General features: G+C 62.1%; 19 protein-coding genes and 1 pseudogene. 8 read left to right on the top strand and 12 right to left on the bottom strand.

The features are described 5' to 3' along the window. Nucleotides 1-7: 7 nt before the first annotated feature. From ccoG to ABW22_RS18405, 8 genes and pseudogenes are all read right to left on the bottom strand, one after another. The gene (ccoG, locus tag ABW22_RS03640; RefSeq protein WP_059752038.1) at nt 8-1429 is read right to left on the bottom strand and encodes a cytochrome c oxidase accessory protein CcoG; all 1422 of its coding nucleotides are present in this window, start codon (nt 1427-1429) and stop codon (nt 8-10) included. A 105-nt stretch (nt 1430-1534) separates the two neighbouring features. After that, nucleotides 1535-2455: a cytochrome-c oxidase, cbb3-type subunit III gene (ccoP, locus tag ABW22_RS03645; RefSeq protein ID WP_059752039.1), complete on the bottom strand. Its 921-nt coding sequence runs from the start codon at nt 2453-2455 to the stop codon at nt 1535-1537. Next, entirely contained in the window at nt 2452-2637 is a 186-nt protein-coding gene (locus ABW22_RS03650; RefSeq protein WP_237763220.1) for a cbb3-type cytochrome oxidase subunit 3, read from the bottom strand. Before ABW22_RS03650 ends, ccoP begins: the two co-directional genes overlap by 4 nt. Nucleotides 2638-2656: 19 nt before the next feature. After that, nucleotides 2657-3259, bottom strand: a complete 603-nt coding sequence (gene ccoO, locus ABW22_RS03655; RefSeq protein WP_419184915.1) for a cytochrome-c oxidase, cbb3-type subunit II — start codon at nt 3257-3259, stop codon at nt 2657-2659. A gap of 14 nt (nt 3260-3273) precedes the next feature. Further along, nucleotides 3274-4695, bottom strand: a complete 1422-nt coding sequence (gene ccoN, locus ABW22_RS03660) for a cytochrome-c oxidase, cbb3-type subunit I (protein ID WP_059752045.1) — start codon at nt 4693-4695, stop codon at nt 3274-3276. 281 nt (nt 4696-4976) lie between these two features. Continuing rightward, nucleotides 4977-5276, bottom strand: coding sequence for a type II toxin-antitoxin system RelE/ParE family toxin (locus ABW22_RS03665; protein ID WP_059752046.1), 300 nt, complete (start codon nt 5274-5276; stop codon nt 4977-4979). Further along, the gene (locus tag ABW22_RS03670; RefSeq protein ID WP_059752048.1) at nt 5273-5554 is read right to left on the bottom strand and encodes a YlcI/YnfO family protein; all 282 of its coding nucleotides are present in this window, start codon (nt 5552-5554) and stop codon (nt 5273-5275) included. Before ABW22_RS03670 ends, ABW22_RS03665 begins: the two co-directional genes overlap by 4 nt. Nucleotides 5555-5616: 62 nt before the next feature. Then, nucleotides 5617-5679, bottom strand: a pseudogene (locus ABW22_RS18405) (type I-E CRISPR-associated protein Cas6/Cse3/CasE); the annotation flags it as partial. 128 nt (nt 5680-5807) lie between these two features. Between ABW22_RS18405 and ABW22_RS03675 the strand changes: the two are divergent. Both ABW22_RS03675 and ABW22_RS03680 read left to right on the top strand, forming a co-directional pair. Then, nucleotides 5808-6461 (top strand): histidine phosphatase family protein, encoded by a 654-nt coding sequence (locus ABW22_RS03675; RefSeq protein WP_059752050.1) that lies wholly within the window; start codon nt 5808-5810, stop codon nt 6459-6461. Next, nucleotides 6458-7183, top strand: coding sequence for a 2,3-bisphosphoglycerate-dependent phosphoglycerate mutase (locus ABW22_RS03680; RefSeq protein WP_059752052.1), 726 nt, complete (start codon nt 6458-6460; stop codon nt 7181-7183). The genes ABW22_RS03675 and ABW22_RS03680 overlap by 4 nt, the downstream gene beginning before the upstream one ends. 175 nt (nt 7184-7358) lie before the next feature. Here ABW22_RS03680 and ald read toward each other — a convergent pair whose 3' ends face one another. The 3 genes from ald to ABW22_RS03695 form a co-directional block, all read right to left on the bottom strand. Beyond that, entirely contained in the window at nt 7359-8444 is a 1086-nt protein-coding gene (ald, locus tag ABW22_RS03685) for an alanine dehydrogenase (protein WP_059752053.1), read from the bottom strand. A 232-nt stretch (nt 8445-8676) separates the two neighbouring features. After that, a complete protein-coding gene (locus tag ABW22_RS03690) occupies nt 8677-9696 on the bottom strand; it encodes a quinone-dependent dihydroorotate dehydrogenase (RefSeq protein ID WP_059752055.1) in 1020 nt (339 codons plus the stop codon). 3 nt (nt 9697-9699) lie between these two features. Then, nucleotides 9700-11013 (bottom strand): dicarboxylate/amino acid:cation symporter, encoded by a 1314-nt coding sequence (locus tag ABW22_RS03695; RefSeq protein WP_059752057.1) that lies wholly within the window; start codon nt 11011-11013, stop codon nt 9700-9702. 161 nt (nt 11014-11174) lie between these two features. Here ABW22_RS03695 and ABW22_RS03700 point away from each other — a divergent pair, with 161 nt between their 5' ends. The 4 genes from ABW22_RS03700 to ABW22_RS03720 all read left to right on the top strand — a co-directional run bounded on the left by ABW22_RS03700 (nt 11175) and on the right by ABW22_RS03720 (nt 16049). Then, nucleotides 11175-12338: a D-alanyl-D-alanine carboxypeptidase family protein gene (locus tag ABW22_RS03700; RefSeq protein WP_059752058.1), complete on the top strand. Its 1164-nt coding sequence runs from the start codon at nt 11175-11177 to the stop codon at nt 12336-12338. Between the two features lie 348 nt (nt 12339-12686). Next, nucleotides 12687-13532, top strand: coding sequence for an AsmA-like C-terminal region-containing protein (locus ABW22_RS16655; protein ID WP_082708490.1), 846 nt, complete (start codon nt 12687-12689; stop codon nt 13530-13532). A gap of 416 nt (nt 13533-13948) precedes the next feature. Further along, complete coding sequence (locus tag ABW22_RS03715) at nt 13949-14212, top strand: BolA/IbaG family iron-sulfur metabolism protein (RefSeq protein ID WP_059752063.1); 264 nt, start codon at nt 13949-13951, stop codon at nt 14210-14212. Nucleotides 14213-14300: 88 nt separating this feature from the next. Next, nucleotides 14301-16049 (top strand): SagB/ThcOx family dehydrogenase, encoded by a 1749-nt coding sequence (locus tag ABW22_RS03720; RefSeq protein WP_202813904.1) that lies wholly within the window; start codon nt 14301-14303, stop codon nt 16047-16049. Nucleotides 16050-16443: 394 nt separating this feature from the next. On the opposite strand, the gene ABW22_RS03725 is transcribed toward ABW22_RS03720, so the two are convergent. After that, the gene (locus tag ABW22_RS03725; RefSeq protein WP_237763221.1) at nt 16444-17829 is read right to left on the bottom strand and encodes an MFS transporter; all 1386 of its coding nucleotides are present in this window, start codon (nt 17827-17829) and stop codon (nt 16444-16446) included. A gap of 83 nt (nt 17830-17912) precedes the next feature. Between ABW22_RS03725 and ABW22_RS03730 the strand changes: the two genes are divergently transcribed. Continuing rightward, nucleotides 17913-19961 (top strand): bifunctional DedA family/phosphatase PAP2 family protein, encoded by a 2049-nt coding sequence (locus tag ABW22_RS03730; protein WP_059752065.1) that lies wholly within the window; start codon nt 17913-17915, stop codon nt 19959-19961. Nucleotides 19962-19981: 20 nt separating this feature from the next. Further along, nucleotides 19982-20329, top strand: a complete 348-nt coding sequence (locus ABW22_RS03735; RefSeq protein ID WP_202813905.1) for a diacylglycerol kinase — start codon at nt 19982-19984, stop codon at nt 20327-20329. Nucleotides 20330-20356 lie beyond the last annotated feature (27 nt).

A 20356-nucleotide genomic window follows, 5' to 3' on the forward strand; every position in this document is an offset into this window, starting at 1 on the left:
CATAGGGTCACCTGTTGAAGAATTTGGTGGCGACGGCTTCCTTGATGCGTGGATCGTCGATGGACTGGATGGTGAACGTCACCTCGATCGAGCGGCCTTTCAGTTCGACCGGATCGGCCACCAGGCTCACGGGAATGTCGATGGTCTGCAAGGGGGCGGCTGCGATTTCGCGGCGTGCCATCACCACGCTCAGGCCGTTAATTCCCTGTGCCTGGATGGTGTAGCGATGCGGCTGGCTGTCCTTGTTGATGATCTGCAGCCGATAGACATTTTCGATCAGGCCCTCGTCGGTTTCCTTCGACAGTGCCACGCGGTCGCGTATCACGTCGACGCGCAGCGGCACCCGGGTGGCGAGGCTGTAAACGAAGGCGCCGGAAAGCAGCGCCAGCAGCACGGTGTAGATGAGGGTGCGCGGGCGCAGGACATGCTTCAGGATGCCGCTGTCGGGATATTTGCCTTTCACCGCGTTCTCGGTGGTGTAGCGGATCAGCCCGCGCGGATAGCCCATCTTGTCCATGATCTGGTCGCAGCCGTCGATGCAGGCGGCGCAGCCGATGCATTCATATTGCAGGCCGTCGCGGATGTCGATGCCGGTCGGGCAGACCTGCACGCAGACGGCGCAGTCGACGCAGTCGCCCAGCCCCAGTGCCTTGTAGGCTGCCTTCTTGCCGCGCGACCCGCGCGGTTCGCCGCGCGAGGTATCGTAGGTCACGGTCAGTGTGTCGGAGTCGAACATCACGCTCTGGAAGCGCGCGTAGGGGCACATATACTTGCACACCTGCTCGCGCATGAAACCGGCATTGCCCCAGGTGGCAAAGCCGTAGAACAGAATCCAGAAGCTTTCCCACGGGCCGAGGCTGGCACTGAGCGTTTCGGCCACCAGTAGCTGGATCGGCGTGAAATAGCCGACGAAGGTGAAGCCGGTCCATAGCGCAATCAGCACCCAGACAAAATGCTTCAGGCCGCGGCGGCGCAGTTTGTTGGCATTCCACGGCGACTTGTCGAGTTTCTTGCGCGCGAGGTGGTCGCCTTCCAGCCAGCTTTCCACCCACATGAAGATTTCGGTGTAAACGGTTTGCGGGCAGGCATAGCCGCACCACAATCGACCGGCGACCGCCGTGAACAGGAACAGCGCCAGCGCCGCCAGGACCAGCAGACCGGTCAGGTAAACGAAATCCTGCGGCCAGAACACCAGGCCGAAGATGTAGAACTTGCGCGCGGCCAGATCGAACAGCACCGCCTGCCGGTTGTCCCATTGCAGCCAGGGCAGGCCGTAATACACCGCCTGGGTCAGCAGCACCAGCGCGACGCGCCAGTTGGCGAACACCCCATGCACCGCGCGCGGCTGGATGATTTGCCGGATCGCATAGAGCTGCTGTTCGATCGGGACGTCGGCGGATGATGGAGCGGGCTGCTTGTCGTCTGTCACTGCGTTTTCCGTGGAAGGTCTGAGCCGCTTGAACGTACTGACTGATGAGGCCAGCGCAATACGTTTAAGCGGCCGGCCGGAACATTCCGGCGGGCCGTTTCCTGCTTACTGCTTTTGCGACAGGCCGTACACGTAAGCCGTCAGCAGATGCAGCTTGGCTTCCTTGTTGGAGGTGGTGCCGAGCGTCTGGTCGATGCCGGGCATCACGCCGTTGCGGCCCTTGGTAATGGACTCGATGATCGCCGCTTCGGCGCCGCCGTACCGCCACACATTGTTGGTGAGGTTGGGCGATCCCATCGCCTGCATGCCGGTGCCGTCCGGCATGTGGCAGGCCGCGCAGTTTTCCGCGAATTTCGGACGGCCGACATCGGCCAGCGCAGCATCGTGCGGGCGCCCCGCCAGCGACAACACATAGTTCGCCACTTCCTTCGTGCCCTGCGCGCCCAGCGCTTCACCCATCGGCGGCATCATCCCCGAACGGCCATCGGTGATGGTGGCCCGGATGGTGTCGGGGTCGCCGCCGTAGAGCCAGTCGCCATCGGTCAGGTTGGGGAAGCCCCTGGCGCCCGCCGCATCCGAGCCGTGACATTGCGAGCAGTAGGTCAGGAACAGGTTCCTGCCGATGGCGCGCGCATCGGGATTGGCGGCCACGGTGACGACGTCCTGCTGCATGAAGCCTGCATACACCGGCTGGAATTGGGCTTCGGCTTTTCGCACTTCGGCCTCGTATTCGCCGATCTGCGTCCATTTCAGCAGGCCAGGGTAGCTGCCCAGCCCTGGCCACAGCAGCAGATACACAACGGCAAACACCATGGTTCCGTAGAACAGGCCCAGCCACCAGCGCGGCAGCGGGTTGTTCAAGTCCTGCAAATCACCGTCCCAGGTATGTTTCATCAGCTCGGGCTTTTCGCCGGGGGCGAGCTTGCGGGTGGTCTGCGACCTGAGAAACACCCAAGTGCCGATAATGCTCGCCAGGGTGAGCACGCTGATGTAAATCGGCCAGAAACCGTGTGTGAAATCACTCATTGCTTGTCTCCTTGTTTGGCGGGCGTTATGTCCCGCTGGGACGGTATCCCTTGGGCGTCGTCTTCTTCGAATGGCAGGCGGCCGGCGTCTTCAAAACGCTGCTTGTTGCCGCGGCTGTAGGCCCACCAGACGATGCCGATGAACACCACGACGAAGGCCGCCGTGACGATGCCGCTGATCATTCCGCTGTCCATGGCTGACTCAGTTCTTCGGGGCGTGGATGCCCAGCACCTGCAGGTAGGCGACGACCGCGTCGATCTCGGTCCTGCCGTCCAGTGCGGCGGGCGCGTCGCTGATTTCCTGCTCGGTGTAGCCGTGGCCGACCACGTTCAGGGTGCGCATCTTGCGCTGGATGGCGGCGTCCTTCAGCGGCCGGTCCAGCCACGGGTAGGCGGGCATGTTGGATTCCGGCACCACGTCGCGCGGATTCAGCAGGTGCGCCACGTGCCAGGCGTCGGAATAACGTCCGCCGACGCGATGCAGGTCCGGTCCGGTGCGCTTGGATCCCCACAGGAAGGGACGGTCGTAGACGAACTCGCCCGCCACCGAATAGTGGCCGTAACGCTCGGTCTCGGCGCGGAACGGGCGAATCATCTGCGAGTGGCAGCCGACGCAGCCTTCGCGGATGTAGATATCGCGTCCCGACAGCTGCAACGCCGTGTAGGGCGTGAGGCCCGCCACCGGGGTGGTGGTGGAGGTCTGGAAGAACAGCGGCACGATCTGCACCAGGCCGCCGACACTGACGATGAGAATGGTCAGCACGATCAGCAGACCGATGTTCTTTTCGATGGTTTCATGCGAAATCATGTTCGGTCTCCTTAGGCGTGGACAGCTTGCGGGATGGGGGCGTCATCCACCACGCGGCCCAGCCGCACGGTTTTCCAGACGTTGTACGCCATCATCAACATGCCGACAAAGAACATGGCGCCGCCCAGCAGACGGATGCCGTAGAACGGGTACATGGTGTTCAGCACCTGGGCGAAGCTGTAGGTCAGCGTGCCGTCGGCGTTCGATGCGCGCCACATCAAGCCCTGCGCCACACCGGCAATCCACAATGCGGCGATGTAGAGCACCACGCCGATGGTCGACAGCCAGAAATGCCACTCGATCAGCTTGGTGCTGAACATCGACTCGCGGCCGAACAGGCGCGGGATCAGGTAGTACATCGAGCCGATGGTGATCATCGCCACCCAGCCCAGCGCGCCGGCGTGCACGTGGCCGATGGTCCATTCGGTGTAGTGCGACAGCGCGTTCACCGTCTTGATCGACATCATCGGGCCTTCGAAGGTCGACATGCCGTAGAACGAAAGCGCCGTCACCATGAACTTGAGGATGGGGTCGGTGCGCAGTTTGTGCCACGCGCCCGACAACGTCATGATGCCGTTCATCATGCCGCCCCAGGAAGGCGCCAGCAGCATCAGCGAGAACACCATGCCGAGCGACTGCGCCCAGTCCGGCAGCGCGGTGTACTGCAGGTGGTGCGGGCCCGCCCACATGTAGATGAAGTTGAGCGACCAGAAGTGGACAACGGAAAGTCGATACGAATAGATCGGGCGGCCGGCCTGCTTTGGAATGAAGTAGTACATCATTCCGAGGAAGGCGGTGGTGAGGAAGAAGCCCACCGCGTTATGGCCGTACCACCACTGCACCATCGCGTCCTGCACCCCGGCGTAGGCCGAGTAGGACTTGGTCATCGTCACCGGCAACTCGGCGCTGTTGACGATATGCAGAATCGCGATCACCAGGATGTAGGCGCCGAAGAACCAGTTGGAAACATAGATGTGCTTGACCTTGCGCTTGATGATGGTGCCGAAGAACACCAGCGCATACGACACCCACACCACAGCGATCAGCAGGTCGATCGGCCATTCCAGTTCGGCGTATTCCTTTGAGGTGGTGTAGCCCATGGGCAGCGTGATTGCAGCCAGCACGATCACCGCCATCCAGCCCCAGAAGGTGAAGGCCGCGAGCTTTTCGGCCCACAGCCGCACCTGGCAGGTGCGTTGCACGATGTAGTAGGACACCGCAAACATCGCCGAACCGCCGAAAGCGAAAATCACCGCATTGGTATGCAATGGCCGCAGACGACCGTATGAAAGCCACTCGATGCCAAAAGTCAGATCCGGCCAGATCAACTGCGCCGCCAGGATCACCCCCACCAGCATCCCGACGATCCCCCATACCACCGTCATGATGGCGAACTGGCGGACGACCTTATAGTTATAGGTTGTCGCTTCCATACACGTCTCCCGTGATTGATGACTGAATTAGTGCATGCGAATGTGATGATCTGTTTCGCATATGCGGATAAATATATCGACTTATATAAGAATGTGTCAAGTTGACGCACCCCATTTTGAACGGGCTGTGCAAACCAAGTGTTGTTTGTTTGCGAAAACTGACGCCATCCCTGTTTAAGTCAGATTCAGATTTTGTATAGCTCAGTTCGCACGCAATTAATATGCATCATCCCCGCGTGAGCGGGGAACACGGGTCAAGCTGGGCGCCCACGTCGGCCAGCCTAGTGAAAATCGCTTTCGCGCTGATGTCGCACCGCCAGAACTGTCACCATGCCAGGGTTCTCGATCTCGTAAAGCGCGACATAACCTGCCTGTCCAAATTCAATCACCATCTCACGTAGTAAAGGTTGATCGCTTGCCGCTTTGCGGCAAGCGAAAGGAAAGGTTTGCAAAAATTCAATCGCTTTGCCGATGGCAACGCGCGCATCCTCGGCCGCCGGCAGATCGTGCTCGGCCAGAAAATCAAACAATCGCTGCAAATCATCCGCCGCGCGGGGCGCTAAGCGGACTTGATAGCTCACCGATCGCGGTCTGTCTGATTGGTACGTGCTTTGGCGAGCGATTCATCCAGGCGCTTGAGCATCTCGACGGACGAAACATACTGCCCGGATGCTTTGGCTTCGTCGCGCGCCAGCAGCCCACGTGCGATGAATTCGCGTTGCGTCTCACGACGCTTGATGTTCAGGCGCACCGCTTCCAGCACAAAGCCCGACAGGGTTTCGCCATCTTGCAGTACCGATTCGGCCGCAGCGCGCAGTGCGCTGTCTACCCGCAACGGCGGTAATGTCGCGTTTTTCATGGCTTATCCTTTATGCATTGCATATGCAATACAGTGTAGGTGGGCTTTATTCCGCAAGCAAGTCATCCTATTCGCCGCACCAAGAGCAAACCGCAGCCGAAGGCTTTGGCGGGGCCGATGCCGTTTCAGCCCGCAATAGGCACAAGCGATAGGCTATCATCCTGCGGCGCCCGCGATTTTTCTTTCAATCTGACGCAATTCAGGTTTTGTGCCAGATTGAAAATCCGCATGGTTTTGTACGCACACTTTTTTCATGCACCTCATTCCCAAACCCCTCACGACCCTCATCTGCATCATCCGCCACGGTGAAACCGACTGGAATGTGGAGAAACGGATCCAGGGTCATACCGATGTGCCGCTCAACGAGGTGGGGCGGGCGCAGGCGCTGGCGATGGCGTTCAACGCGGCGCACCAGCGGTTTGCCGCGATCTACAGCAGCGACCTGGTGCGGGCGATAGAAACGGCGCAGGTGCTGGCGCAGCGTGAGGGCCTGGAGGTGACGGTGCTGCCGCAGTTGCGCGAACGGCATTACGGCATATTCCAGGGCATCACGGCTGCCGAGGGTGCCGGGCTATATCCGGCGGCGCATGCCCACTATGTGGCGCGCGATCTGGATTACGACTTCGAGACGGGTGAGTCGCTGCGCCGGTTTGCCGAACGGGTGGCGGACGGCATCGACTGGCTGGTGCGGCATCACAGCGGGCAGACGATTGCGGCGGTGTGCCACAGCGGCGTTCTCGATGTGATCTATCGCCGCGCCACCGGCCGCCCGCTGCACACACCGCGCGATTTCGTCATTCCAAACTGCGCGCTCAACTGGTTTCATTTCGACGGCCAGGGCTGGCATCTCGACGCCTGGGCGGATCGCCACCATCTGCACGAAGTGTTGACGGAATCCCCCGAATGAACGCGCCGGCACAATGGATGGTGTTGTTTCGCCACGGCCACAGCGAATGGAATCTCTCCGACCGCTTTACCGGCTGGACCGACATTCCGCTGACCGAAGTCGGCCTCGCCGAGGCGGCTGCGGCGGGACGGCGGCTGGCGCAGGCGGGGTTTGCCTTCGACGAGGTGCATGGCTCGGTGCTGCAGCGCACCCGCCAGACGGTCGGGGCGCTGTTGGCCGCGATGGGCACGCCCGAGGTGCCGCTGTTCACCACCTGGCGCCTGAACGAGCGGCATTACGGCGCGCTGCAGGGCATGGACAAGCATGAGATTTTTGCGGCCTGGGGCGAGGAAGCCTCGCGCCGCTGGTGGCGTGGCTATGTCGAACCGCCGCCACCGCTCAATCACAATGACCCGCGCCATCCGCGTTTCGATCCGCTGTATGCGGCGCTCGACCCCCAGGACCTGCCGGCCAGCGAAAGCCTGCGCGACTGCCAGCGGCGTACCTTGCCGTACTGGAACGAGGTGCTGGTGCCGCGGCTGCGTGCGGGGCGCCGCCTGCTGGTGGTGAGCCACGGCAACACGCTGCGCGGGTTGGTGATGCATCTGGACGGACTGAGCGCGGGGGACACGGAGCGGATGGAGATCCCATACGCGGTGCCGCTGGTTTACCGCTTTGCGCCCGACCTGCGTGTGGTGGGGCGTGAGTGGCTGGCGGTGCCGGGTGTTGCGCCAGCCGCCTGATTCCATTTCTACAGCAAAAAAACTTGCGAAAGCGGGCTGCGAGCACCGAGAGCTTCCGCAGGATGGGAGATGTAGGAGGCCCGCCCTCGGGCCGAAGCTATGGAGGTTGCGGGGTTGCGACGGTGCGACGGTGCGACGGTGCGACGGTGCGAAATTCGGGGCGGGGGCGCCCCGCCTACAGGCCTATTCCCAGATCCTGCGCCAGACCGGCGTGGGTGATTTTTCCGGCGTGGACCTGCATCCCTTGTTTGAGCCCGGCATCGGTATCCAGCGCGGCGAGGCCCTGCGCCGCCAGGGTCTGCACGTAGGGCAGGGTGGCGTGGGTGAGTGCCTCGGTGGCGGTGCGGGCGACGGCGCCGGGCATGTTGGTGACGCAATAGTGGACGACGCCTGCGGCGACGAAGAACGGATCGCTGTGGGTGGTGGGGCGCGAGGTTTCGGCAATGCCGCCCTGGTCGATGGAAACGTCGACCAGCACCGAACCTGGCGACATCCGGTTCAATAGCTCGCGGCTGATCAGGCGCGGCGCGTGGCGGCCAGGAATTTGCGCGGCGCCGATGACGATGTCGGCTTGCGCGAGGCTGTTGGCGATTGCCTCGGGCGAGGAAAAGCGCGTTTCAATCTGCGCGCCGAACAGGATTTCGGCATGCGCGAGCGTGTCGGTCTGGCGGTCGATGAGGGTGACGCGCGCGCCGAGCCCGACCGCCGTACGCGCGGCCGTCATACCGACCATGCCGGCGCCGATGATGACCACATGTGCGGGGGGCACGCCAGGCATGCCGCTGATCAGCTTGCCATTGCCGCCGTGCGAGGTGAGCAGTCCCAGCGCGCCCATCTGTGGCGCCAGCCGTCCGGCGATATAGGACATCGGCTGCAAGAGCGGCAGGCCGCCGGCAGGCCGGGTGACGGTTTCGTAGGCAATCGCCGTCACCCCGCGCGCCACCAGTTCGTGCGCCAGTTCCGGCGCGGCGGCCAGATGCAGGTAGCAGAACAGCAGTTGTCCGCTGCGCAGGTGGGTCAGCTCGGTGGGCTGCGGCTCCTTCACCTTGACGACCAGGTCGGCCGCCCAGGCTTCGGCCGGGGTGGCCACGATGGCCGCGCCGGCCGCGCGATAGGCATCGTCGCCGAATCCCGCCACGGCGCCCGCGCCGGTCTCGACGCTGACGCTGTGGCCGGCCAGGCTCAGTTCGCGCGCGCCCTCGGGGGTGAGTGCTACCCGGTATTCGTGATTCTTGATTTCCTTGGGGATGCCGATGTGCATGGTGAGCCTCGCGGGGATGGATAACCCGCAGCATAACCAATGTGGTCACACGCTAGGGAAACGCTGATTAATTCCGTCATTGCGAGGAGCGCAGCGACGCGGCAATCCAGAGAGCTTTGTTTTAGCAGACATTCTGGATTGCTTCCCGCCGCGCTACGCTCGCGGTCGCAATGACGAAATATGAATAAATCAGCGCTTCCCTAGAAATATGCGGGCTTATTCCTTGTTGGGGTCAGGCGAGGTGCTGCACGCATTCGCGCACCAGCGCCGGGCCGCGATAAATCAGCCCGGTATACAACTGCACCAGCGAGGCGCCGGCAGCGATTTTTTCCTGCGCGTCGGCGCCCGACAGGATGCCGCCGACGCCGATGATCGGCACTTCGTTCTTCAGGTGATGCGCCAGCGCCGCAATGACGCGGGTGGACGCCGCGCGCACCGGCGCGCCGGACAGGCCGCCGGTTTCATCGGCATACGGCAGGCCGGCGACGGCATCGCGCGCGAGGGTGGTGTTGGTGGCGATCACGGCGTCGATGCGGTGCATCATCAGCAGTGCGGCAATCGCGGCGATCTGCGCGTCGTCGAGGTCGGGCGCGATCTTCAGCGCGATCGGCACGTATTTGCCGTGGCGCTGCGCGAGCTCGGACTGGCGCAGCTTGATCGCCGACAGCAGCGCATCGAGCGCCTCGTCCTTCTGCAGTTCGCGCAGGCCCTGCGTGTTGGGCGAGGAGATGTTCACCGTCACGTAACGGGCGTGCGCGTAGACGGCGCCGAGGCAGGCCAGATAGTCGTCGACTGCCTGTTCGTTCGGTGTGTCCTTGTTCTTGCCGATGTTGATGCCGAGCACGCCAGTGAATCCGCTGGCCTCGACGTTCTTCACCAGATTGTCGACGCCGAGGTTGTTGAAGCCCATGCGGTTGATGAGGGCCTCGCCCTGCGGCAAACGGAACAGGCGCGGCTTCGGGTTGCCGGGCTGCGGGCGCGGCGTCACCGTGCCGATCTCGATGAAGCCGAAGCCCAGCGCCGCCAGCGCGTTGATGTGCGCGCCGTCCTTGTCGAGCCCGGCCGCGAGACCAACTGGATTGGGGAAGTCGATGCCCATTACGTGCACCGGCTTGCCGGTTGCACGCGGCAGCAGGTTCAGCAGGTTCAGCAGGCCGAGGCGATGCGCGATGTCGAGGCTGGCAAGGGTGAAGCGGTGCGCGTCCTCGGGGTCGAGCGAGAAAAGCGCCGGGCGGAGCAGCGGATAGAGCATGGTTCAGGCAGCCGGGTGGGTTGGAATGGCGTGGCGCGTGGCGGCCTCGACCGAACCCGCTTCCGGGTCGTCGAACACGGCCTGATCGAGCGCATTTTCGCTCTTGGCGACGATGCAGCTCACCACGCAGTCGCCGGTGACGTTGACCGTGGTGCGCATCATGTCGAGCAGCCGGTCGACGCCGATGATGAGCGCGATGCCCTCGACTGGCAGGCCGACCTGGCCCAGCACCATGGTCAGCGTCACCAGGCCGACGCCCGGCACGGCGGCCGTGCCGACCGAGGCGAGGGTGGCGGTCAGCACCACCAGCAGATAGTCGGTGAGCGACAGGTCGATGCCGTAGACGTTGGCGATGAACACCGTGGCCACACCCTGCATCATGGCGGTGCCGTCCATGTTGATGGTGGCGCCCAACGGCACGGTGAACGAGGCGATGCTGTTCGGTACCCCCATCTTGTATTCCACCGTGTGCAGGGTGACCGGGATGGTGGCACCGGAACTGGCGGTGGAAAACGCGAACGCAGCCGGGTCGCGCATCTTTTTCAGGAAGGTGATCGGGTTGAGCGAACCCAGCAGGCGCAGCAGCAGCGAATAGACGCCGAACAGCTGGATCGCCAGCGCCGCGGTCAGCGTCAGGAAATAGGCCGCCAGCGGCAGCAGCAGATCCAGTCCCTGGCTGGCGAAGGTGCGGGTGATCAGTGCGAACACGCCATAGGGCGCGAGCCGCATGATCCACTCGACCATGTGCATGATCACCGCGTCGAGGTCGTTGAACAGGTTGAGCACGTGCTTGCCGCGTGCGCCCGACATCGTCACCGCCACGCCGAACAGCAGCGCGAAGACGATGATCTGCAACATATTGCCTTCGGCCATCGCCGCCACCGGATTGGTCGGCATGATATCGATCAGCACCTGGGTGAGTGATGGGGCCTCCTTGCCGCTGAAGCGGGCAGCAGTATCCCCGGCATCGAATCCCTGTCCGGGGCCGACCAGGCCTGCCAGCGTCAGCGCAATCGACACCGCGATGGCGGTGGTCGCCAGGTACAGCGCCAGCGCCTTGGCGCCGATGCGGCCCAGCGCCTTCAGGTCCGACAGGGCAGTGACGCCCACCACCAGCGAGACGAATACCAGCGGCACCACCATCATCTTCAGCGCCGCCACGAACACCGAACCGACGACATGCAGCAGCCCGTCCACCACAAAATTCTGCACCCAGGGCGCCGCGCTGAGCTGATTCAGCGCAACGCCCAGCACGATGCCCGCGAGCATCGCAATGACGATCTGGCGGGTGAGGCGGTGAGATTCAGGTGCGGCCATGGGGAGCCAGTGCAGGCGTCGGCATGACGCGAGTTTAACAGGGCGATGCCGTCAGGCTGTTGCATGACCGGCAGGCGATGCTATCCTGAACCTACGCGTGATTGCGCGTGTCTGTAAGTTTCATCAATGTCCATCCCGTTTTCTCACTAATCGACAAACCCATGACGACCCCGTATTTTCTGCAGCGACTCGTATTGCTTTTCAGTGTGTTGATGGTGCCCGCCGCCTGGAGCGATTCCTCCCTTCCTCCGCCGCCGCAACTGGTGGCGAAATCCTGGGTGCTGATGGATTCAGTCAGCGGCAATGTCCTGGTTAATCACCAGGGCGACACGCGCCTGCCGCCCGCCAGCCTGACCAAGCTGATGACCGCGCATGTCGCCGCGCTGGAACTTCAGCGTGGCCGAATCAAGGAAACCGATCTCGTCACCATCAGCGAAAAAGCCTGGCGCATGGGTGGCTCGAAAATGTTCGTTAAGGTCGGCGACCAGATTGCGGTGAGCGACCTCTTGCGCGGCATCATCGTACAGTCGGGCAACGACGCCAGCATCGCAGTGGCCGAACATCTCGCGGGCGGCGAGGACACCTTCGCCGCGCTGATGAATCAGGAAGCGAAGCGCTTGGGCCTCGCCGACACGAATTTCGTCAACGCCACCGGCTGGCCGGCCGAAGGCCACTATTCGAGCGCGCTCGACATGGCCAAACTCGCACGGGCCATCGTCATCGAGGATCCCGAACATTATGCGATGTATGCCGAAAAGGAATTCGTCTGGAGCGGCATCAAGCAGCCGAACCGCAACCTGCTGTTGTGGCGCGACCCCACCGTCGACGGCCTGAAAACCGGCCATACCGAGGAAGCCGGCTACTGCATGGTCGCGTCGAGCAAGCGCGACGGCCAGCGCCTGATCGCCGTAGTGTTCGGCACCGACAGCGAAGCCGCGCGGGCGACCGAGACGGCCAAGCTGTTCGCGTATGGCTTCAATTTCTTCGACAGCAAAACTTTCTTTAAAAAGGGTGAAACGGTGCAGAGCGTGGACGTCTGGAAAGGCGCCGCGCGAACGGTCAAGGCTGGCGTCGCTGCCGACTTCGCCGCCGCACTGCCCAAGCGCACCAGCGGCGAGTACCAGACGCGCATCGTGCTGGCAGCGGACGAGCCGGTCGCTCCCATCGCCGCCGGCGCGCCACTGGGGCAGGTCGAGCTGGTGAGCGGTGACGGCAAGGTCGTCATGCAGGCGCCGCTGGTCGCGCTCGAAGCAGTCGAAGAGGGCGGCTTCTTCCGCCGCATCTGGGACAGCATTCGGTTGTTCTTCAGGGGGCTGCTTGGCTGACCCTAGCCAGAGCCCTGCAAGTGGAGTTGAAAGCGGCCCTGGAAGTGGGCCGCTTTTTTATGGCCGGTTGCTCAAAGTAGCACACGCCTTTCAAAACCCACCGTGCAGCAACGCTTTGGATTAAATTGTCTTCAACCCATGAAGGCTCCCGGTTGAAGTTGAACGCGCCTGGATCAGACTCATGCCAAAATCACTTAAGGCCATTATCTATGCCACCGGCGCGCTCATCGGACTGCTTGTCCTCACCGCGATCGCCCTGTTTTTTCCCCTGGACGCGAGCCGCCTGCAGCTTTCGGACAGGGATCGCCCAGGCAACATGAAGAAGCTTTCCCTTTCGGCGGGAGTCGCTTGCGGGGCGGTCCGGACCAAGGCGCACGCCGCATCCGACCTGAAATTCACGGTCGCCGGGCAGCGCGGGGTGTTCGATCTCAAGCCCTTCACGATGCGTGTCTACGCTGGGCAGGGTTCGGGAACCTACGGGCGGACTTTACGGGCGCTGTTCCCCGCTACCACGTCAGCTATGCCCTTTCGCGGTTCCACGTTGATGCATTCCTCAAACCCCTGTCGCCGCAAAATGCCACGGAAGGGTCGGTGGACCTCACCGCAAACCTGTCGATGCAGGGCGAGACCGTAAGAAAAATGAAGCAGAGCATGGAGGGGCAGGTCTCGCTGCGTGGCAAGAATCTCATCCTCAATGGCCGCAATCTCGATCAGGAGTTCGACCGGTTCGAGTCCAGCCAGACCTTCAATCTCGTGGATGTGGGCGCCTTCTTCTTTGCCGGGCCTGTCGGCCTGGCGGTCACCAAGGGGTACAGTTTCGCGAGCATCCTGCAAGGATCGGCGGGCCGCAGCGAGATCCGGACGCTCGTCTCGGACTGGAAAGTCGAGCGAGGTGTTGCGCTGTCGCAGGACGTGGCCATCGCGACGAACAAGAACCGCGTCGCCCTCCAGGGCGGGCTCGATTTCGTCAACGAGCGGTTCGACGACGTGACCGTGGTCTTGATCGACGACAAGGGCTGCATCCGGGCGCAGCAAACCATCCATGGCGCCTTCAAGAACCCGGTGGTTGAAAACCCGAGCACCCTCAAGTCACTCACCGGGCCAGTGGTCAAGTTGCTCAAGCAGGTGGGGAGCCTCTTTCCGGGTGGAGAGTGCGACGTGTTCTACGCGGGTTCGGTCGTGCCGCCGAAATAGAGGGGCAATGAAAGCGGGCTGGCGGGACGCAAGCCTGCATAGAGTGCGGGAAGAATGATGCGAGCCGGGGCCTCCTTGATTTCTTCCGAAATCGACCCTCAAGAGACAGTCGAGGTATATTCATCGAATGTCCGTTCAGCTATTGCCAGCGGACATTTGTAAACGAACACCTGTTGGTTGTAGGCGTTAATATCTTCGTTCGCAGTCAGTTTTATTCCCTTCTGCTTTGTTCGTCTTTCGAGTTCATGAGCTTTGTGGGCAGTGGGAATAGGATAATGAAATCCCCCGATGCTGCGTTGAATCCACAGCCAGGCAGCTACCCAACAGATGCTTCACGAAGGCCTCGGGCACGTCTACACATCAAAGGCGGCAACGATGCCCCAGTGCCGCGTTACTAATGTATTAAGGAGAAACACATGTCATCCCATCCAACTGACTTCCAAGGTTCCGTCATCGATGCGCTGCGTGAGGCCATCGAGCGCCAAATTCCCGATTCACGGGCCGAAGTGAACGGAGGCGGCGGCCACTACATCATCGAGGTGACGTCGCCCGTGTTCGCCGGCAAGAGCATGCTGGAAAGTCATCGCATGGTGTACGGTACTATCGCCGAGCTGATGAACGGTGACAGGGCTCCGGTGCATGCCGTCGACAGCCTGAAGACCCGGACACCCACTGAGTAGCGGTAGCGTGAAGCGTGTCAGGAATGACTTTAACCGTAGCTGCGACGCGCCGCTGATGAGCGCGAAGGGTCTTTGATTACGGCACAGCATGACTAAGATTGCCATGACATCCCATCGTCTTTCAGCCTTGTCGGCGGAGCCAACTGCACTGAAACGAGCCGACCTTCTTGAGGGAGAGTCATCTTCAGAAACGGTGGTCGTCGCCTACCACGAGCGGACCAAGCATCACTTCCATCGCTACGCCGCCGCGCTCGGTTACATGGACTGGGCGACACAGCCCGATCCGTTTCGGCGCTACGCGGGAGCGGACCTGGTTCGCCTCCCTCTGCCCAAAGCGGGTTGCCCACTGCCCTATTGGCAGCTTTATGCGAGCGCGACTGTGCCGCCAGTGCCACTGTCGCTGGAGTCGGTCTCGCTGTTTTTTCGCTACGCACTCTCACTGACGGCATGGAAGCAAGTCGGCGAGACTAAGTGGCCGTTGCGCGCAAATCCTTCGAGCGGGAATCTTCATCCGACCGAAGGCTACGCCCTACTGCCTGCGGTCGATCAGATCGGCGAGACCGCCGCCGTGTACCACTACGCGCCTAGGGAACACGCTCTTGAACGACGAGCAGCGCTCGACGCGGAGCGGTGGACCGAGCTGGTTGGGGCTTTTCCTGATGGCTCCTTCCTCGTGGGTCTGTCGTCGGTGCATTGGCGAGAAGCCTGGAAGTACGGCGAGCGTGCGTTCCGCTATTGCCAGCACGATGTCGGACACGCGCTGGCCGGCCTGCGTATCGCGGCAGCGGCGCTCGGCTGGAGACTGATGCTCCTCAATGGCGTGAGCAATAGCACCCTCTCCAGCCTGCTGGGGCTAGACCGCGAAGAAGACTTTGCGGGGTCAGAGCGCGAGGAAGCTGAGTTGCTCGTGTTAATTACACCGGGCTCGATGCCGCTTGCGACCGACTCGAAGCCGCTGATGGCCTACAAAGCTGGCGTGCTTTGGCAGGGCATGGCAAACATGCTTAGCCCAGAACACGGCGTCGCATGGCCCGTGATCGATGAGGTTGCGCAGGCGACTCGACGCTGCGAAAGCACGCCTATCAAGGAAGACTTCTCCGGTTTTCCTTCGGAAGATGAACTTTTTGGGACACCTGTCCGTCAGGGTCTGCTCAGCGCAGAGAAGGCCATCCTTGGCCGCCGCAGCGCGGTAGCGATGGATGGCTCAACGTCGATCTCGCGCGCCGCGTTCTTTCGCATGTTCGCCCGGTTGATCCCAACACATGAGCGGCAAGGTATGCCCTGGGACGCAATTCCCTGGCGACCACGCATCCACCTCGGGCTCTTCGTTCACCGCGTCGATGGCTTAGTGCCTGGCCTCTACGTGCTCGTCCGAGATCCGGACAAGATCGAAATTCTCAAGCGAGTGATGGGTTCAGAATTTTGTTGGCAGCGCGTGCCAGACTGCCCGCCCGGGCTCCCCTTGTACCTCCTCAAGGAGGGAGACTGTCGAGCGCTGGCGATCACCGTCTCCTGCGGCCAGGACATCGCCGGCGATGGTGCCTTCAGCCTGGCCATGATCGCCGACTACATGGATAGCCTGGCCAGCTACGGCGCCTCGTTCTACCGCAACCTGTTCTGGGAGGCCGGCATGGTGGGCCAGATACTTTATCTGGAGGCCGAAGAGGCAGGCATCCGCGCCACCGGGATCGGCTGCTACTTCGACGATCCAGTCCATGCGGCTTTCGGCATCGCTTCACGCGAGTGGCAGAGTTTCTACCACTTCACGGTGGGCGGCCCAGTTGATGACGGACGGCTCAGCACATTGCCTGCGTACAACTTCGAGGAAGAACAATAAGTATCCCAAGCAAAACCTGCAGGGATGCCCGACCATGGATCAAAATGTAACGCAGAAGTTGATTATTGCGTGCTTATCCGGTTAGCTCCCAACGACTCTACGTCGGGGCACTTCTGGCCTGAAAGTGGGGCGCGACCACCTTTTGGCAGGTCGAACATATGTTGTCTACCGTCAGCCCCAAACTGGAAGCGGACAGTCAGAGATGGCGCGTGACCGGCAGCAGTCGACCCTGAACAGCCGGTGGGCTTGCAGTCTCAACGCCCGCTTCGCAGCGGTAAGCAGACATTCCTGTTCGCTCAGGAAACTGGAACTATCGGCTAACAGTAGGCATTCACGTGAGGCGGAATGTGAAAATCCGGCTGGAAAGAAAGTATGAACGAACGGCTATGTAGGGTCACCTCCGCAGCGCCGGAATGCGGCCACGCAACACGATCGCCATCAATGCGAGGCCGCTGAATACGGCCCCTGCGATGAACGTCTGCGATGCGCCGAAGCGATCCCACAGCAGGCCGGCCAGTGCACTGGCCACGAGCATCGCCATACCGCTCACCAGATTAAAGAAGCCGTAGGCGGTGCCCCGCAATTCTGCCGGCGCGGTATCGGCCACCATCCTCGCCAACAGGCCCTGGGTGATGCCCATGTGCAAGCCCCACAGTGTGATGCCCAGCCACACCCAGCCCCAGTGGTTGCTGTAAGCCAGCGCGACATCCGCGCCGATCAGAATCGCAAGTCCCAACACGAGCAAGCTGGCGTGATTCATGCCATCCGATAGCTTGCCGAATGGGTAAGCCGAAAGCGCGTAAACAACATTCATGGCGATCAGCACCAATGGCGCTGACGCGACGGGCAAGCCGCCTTGCCAGGCACGCAAGACAAGAAATGCCTCGGAGAACCGCGCCAGGGTGAACATGGCGCCGATTACCACGACCCACCAGTAAGCGCGCGACAGCCGGCGCAGGTTTTCCCGGCGAATGGGATTGACGGGATGGCCGGCCCGTTTAGTCTCGGGCTCCTGAACGCCAAACAGCAACAAGGCGACAGAGAGAAAACCGGGGATAACGGCCACCCAGAAGACGGCGTGAAAGTCGTTCGCCCATAGCATCATCAAGCCCAATGCAAGCAGCGGGCCGAGGAAGGCGCCCACGGTGTCGAGGGATTGGCGCAGGCCAAAGGCCGCCCCGCGCAGTTCGGGTGGCGCGATGTCCGCCACCAGCGCATCCCGCGGTGCCCCCCGGATACCCTTGCCGACCCGGTCGATCAGGCGCGCGGCGAAGGCGAGCCCGGAACTTGTTGCCAGCGCGAACAAGGGCTTGGAGAGCGCCCCCAGCCCGTAGCCAAAAACGGCAAGGGGCTTGCGCCGCCCCCAGTAGTCGGAAAGCGCGCCCGAGAACACCTTGACGATCAGTGCGGTGGCCTCCGCCACCCCCTCGATCAGGCCTACAACGAATACGCTTGCGCCCAGGGTCGTGACCAGGAAGACCGGCAACAGGCTGTGAATCATCTCGGACGAGATATCCATCAACAAGCTGACAAAGCCGAGCGTCCAGATGGCCAGGGGTATACGGGCAGGGATGGCGGTGCTTTCGGTATCCGGCGGCGGTGTACTCGATTTCATGGGCAAAGTTTCTGTGCGGGTCGAGTGACTGATCTTATTTTTCATTATCCGCTTGCAGGAAAAGAACCTCTTGCTGCGCGCCGACCTGATAGGCAAAGTCCTGCTCGACGCAAAACCCGCCACCGGGCGAGGATAGATGAGCAGTGTTTTGGCTCTGCCCGCCACGCAGGAAATCAACGCCCTGCGACACCCAGACGACCAAGGGGGGCATGGTAAGCTGATTTGTCTCAGGCTAAAGGCAAGCAATAGTGGACATTGCCAACTTTAATACTTTAATCGCCTGGATTGCCCGACACCCTGAGTGGGCCTATGCGACCGTTTTTCTCGCCGCGTTCAGCGAATCTCTCGCGGTCGTGGGACTGTTCATTCCTGGCGCGCTCGTTATGTTCGGCGCAGGCGCCGTTGTAGCGGTCGGCTCGTTGGAGTTGTGGGTCACGCTGGTATGGGCTGTCGCAGGCGCGATCGCCGGAGACGCCGGTAGCTACTGGCTGGGACGCCACTACCGTGCCGAACTGCCCAATCGCTGGCCTTTCAGGCGCTATCCGACCCTGCTGGAAAAGGGCACGGCGTTCTTTCATCGGCATGGCGGCATGAGCATTTTCCTGGGGCGCTTCGTTGGACCGATTCGCCCCGTGATTCCTGCGGTGGCTGGCATGCTCGGCATGCCTCCGACACGTTTTTACGCGGCCAACATCCTGTCAGCGCTCGGTTGGGCGCCGACCTATATCCTGCCCGGTGTCGTCTTCGGCGCCTCGCTGGGTTTGGCGGGGGCGGTGGCAACGCGTCTCGCTTTGATCCTCGTGCTGCTATTGATCATGATTTGGAGCGGCATCTGGATCGTCAGCCGCAGCCTGGTCTGGCTGCAACCGCGCGTCGAACAAGGGATAGCGCAACTTCAGACCTGGGCGGGTAACGCGCGGCCGGCGAGAACCTGGTCATTCCGTGGCATGGTCGCATCGCTGCTCGATCCGGCGCGCCCCGAATCCCGCGCCTTGCTGGTGTTCGCGGCGGTATTGATCGCCGCCGCCTGGATGTTTTTCGGGATTATCGAGGATGTGCTTACCGGCGACCCACTGGTGGTTGTCGACAAGACGCTATATCACCTGCTGCAGGGGCTACGCACGCCCTTGGGCGACAGCGTGATGATCGCGTTCACCCAATTGGGCGATGCCGCAGTAACGCTTTCAGTCATCACGGCAGTGCTGCTATGGCTGGTATGGAAACGTGCCTGGCGGCCGGTCGCCTACTGGCTCGCCGCAGCGAGTTTTGGCGCGGCGCTCACCGTGATTCTCAAAGCGGGATTCGGCCTGCCGCGCCCGCTGCCTTTGTACGATGGCATGATCGCATTCGGCTTCCCCAGCAGCCATGCAGCCATGAGCATCGTCATCTTCGGTTTCCTGGCCGTGCTGACCGCGCGCGAATTGTCCTTGCGCGGACAACTCGCGGTGTTCAGCGTCATGGCCTTGCTCGGGGGGCTGATCGCTTTCTCGCGCATTTACCTGGGCGCGCACTGGCTGTCCGACGTGCTGGGCGGCTTAAGTTTCGGGGTGGCATGGGTGGCACTGCTGGGCATCGCGTACTTGCGCCGTCCGGCACCTTCGGTATCGGCGCGCGGCCTGCTGGTCGTGGCGGCTATCGCACTCATCGTGGGCGCGGGCGTTCATGCAGCGAACCAGCGCGCCACCGATACCATACGCTACGCGGTTCGCCATCCATCCACACTGATTGCCCAGCAGGACTGGTGGAGCCAGGGCTGGCAAACCCTGCCTGCCTGGCGCATTGACATCGAGGGCGAGTACGAGCAGCCGCTGACCATTCAGTGGGCCGGATCGCTCGAATTCCTGCGCGCCAGGCTGGCGGCGCGAGGATGGCGGGAAGCATTGCCCGTTACCGGCAAGAGCCTGTTGCTTTGGTTCGACACCCGTCGCCCGGCCATGCAATTACCGCTGCTGCCGCATGTTCACGACGGCCGTCATGAAATGCTGGCTTTGATCTACCCGCTCAAGGGCAAGCCAGACCAGCGTCTGGTGTTGCGCTTGTGGTCATCAGACAAAATGTTGCAGGCTCCGCGCACACCGATATGGGTCGGCACCGTGACAGAGGAAAGAATAAGCCGCCCGCTGGCCTGGTTTAACCTGCCGCAGGACGGCCAGGATTTCAACACGCCACGCCAGATTTTGTTCGAGAGTCTTTCAGGTTTGCCAACACGACTTGTCGGGCGTGACGGCGTGCCTCAGTCGGTCAGCGAAGACGTTGTATGGGATAAAGGCGTGCTGCTGGTTTATCAACCGGAGTGAATGACATGAAGAACAGAGGGATGCGACAACGACTCGGCTTTGCCTGGGAAGGCATCGCCGCAGCGTGGCGAAACGAGCGCAGCTTTCGCATCCAGACCATCTTCGCCCTCGCCCTGCCGGTCGCGCTCCTGCTGCTGCGGGTATCCGCCGTATGGTGGGCGTTATGCCTGATCATCGCCTTGCTGGTGCTGGCGGCAGAGCTATTCAACACAGCGCTGGAGTCGCTCATCGACCATTTGCACCCCGAGATTCACCCCGCGATCGGGACCGCCAAGGACTGCGCGGCGGGGGCGGTTCTGCTACTAAGCGCAGGCGCTGTAATCGTGGGCGTCATCGTCGTGCTGGTCGCGCTGGGCGTCTTGTCCTGATGAAAATCAGGCTGCGGCAATCATGTG

This window comes from Thiobacillus denitrificans (assembly GCF_001530125.1).
Lineage (GTDB): Bacteria > Pseudomonadota > Gammaproteobacteria > Burkholderiales > Thiobacillaceae > Thiobacillus > Thiobacillus denitrificans_C.

Bases quoted from the DNA above. Each gene is read 5' to 3' on its own strand.
- ABW22_RS03680 (WP_059752052.1), top strand. From the start codon at position 6,458: ATGAACGCGCCGGCACAATGGATGGTGTTGTTTCGCCACGGCCACAGC.
- ABW22_RS03670 (WP_059752048.1), bottom strand. From the start codon at position 5,554: ATGAAAAACGCGACATTACCGCCGTTGCGGGTAGACAGCGCACTGCGC.
- ABW22_RS03720 (WP_202813904.1), top strand. From the start codon at position 14,301: ATGACTAAGATTGCCATGACATCCCATCGTCTTTCAGCCTTGTCGGCG.
- ABW22_RS03690 (WP_059752055.1), bottom strand. From the start codon at position 9,696: ATGCTCTATCCGCTGCTCCGCCCGGCGCTTTTCTCGCTCGACCCCGAG.
- ABW22_RS03650 (WP_237763220.1), bottom strand. From the start codon at position 2,637: ATGATCAGCGGCATCGTCACGGCGGCCTTCGTCGTGGTGTTCATCGGC.
- ABW22_RS03695 (WP_059752057.1), bottom strand. From the start codon at position 11,013: ATGGCCGCACCTGAATCTCACCGCCTCACCCGCCAGATCGTCATTGCG.
- ccoN (WP_059752045.1), bottom strand. From the start codon at position 4,695: ATGGAAGCGACAACCTATAACTATAAGGTCGTCCGCCAGTTCGCCATC.
- ccoP (WP_059752039.1), bottom strand. From the start codon at position 2,455: ATGAGTGATTTCACACACGGTTTCTGGCCGATTTACATCAGCGTGCTC.
- ABW22_RS03700 (WP_059752058.1), top strand. From the start codon at position 11,175: ATGACGACCCCGTATTTTCTGCAGCGACTCGTATTGCTTTTCAGTGTG.
- ald (WP_059752053.1), bottom strand. From the start codon at position 8,444: ATGCACATCGGCATCCCCAAGGAAATCAAGAATCACGAATACCGGGTA.
- ABW22_RS03675 (WP_059752050.1), top strand. From the start codon at position 5,808: ATGCACCTCATTCCCAAACCCCTCACGACCCTCATCTGCATCATCCGC.
- ABW22_RS03715 (WP_059752063.1), top strand. From the start codon at position 13,949: ATGTCATCCCATCCAACTGACTTCCAAGGTTCCGTCATCGATGCGCTG.
- ABW22_RS03735 (WP_202813905.1), top strand. From the start codon at position 19,982: ATGCGACAACGACTCGGCTTTGCCTGGGAAGGCATCGCCGCAGCGTGG.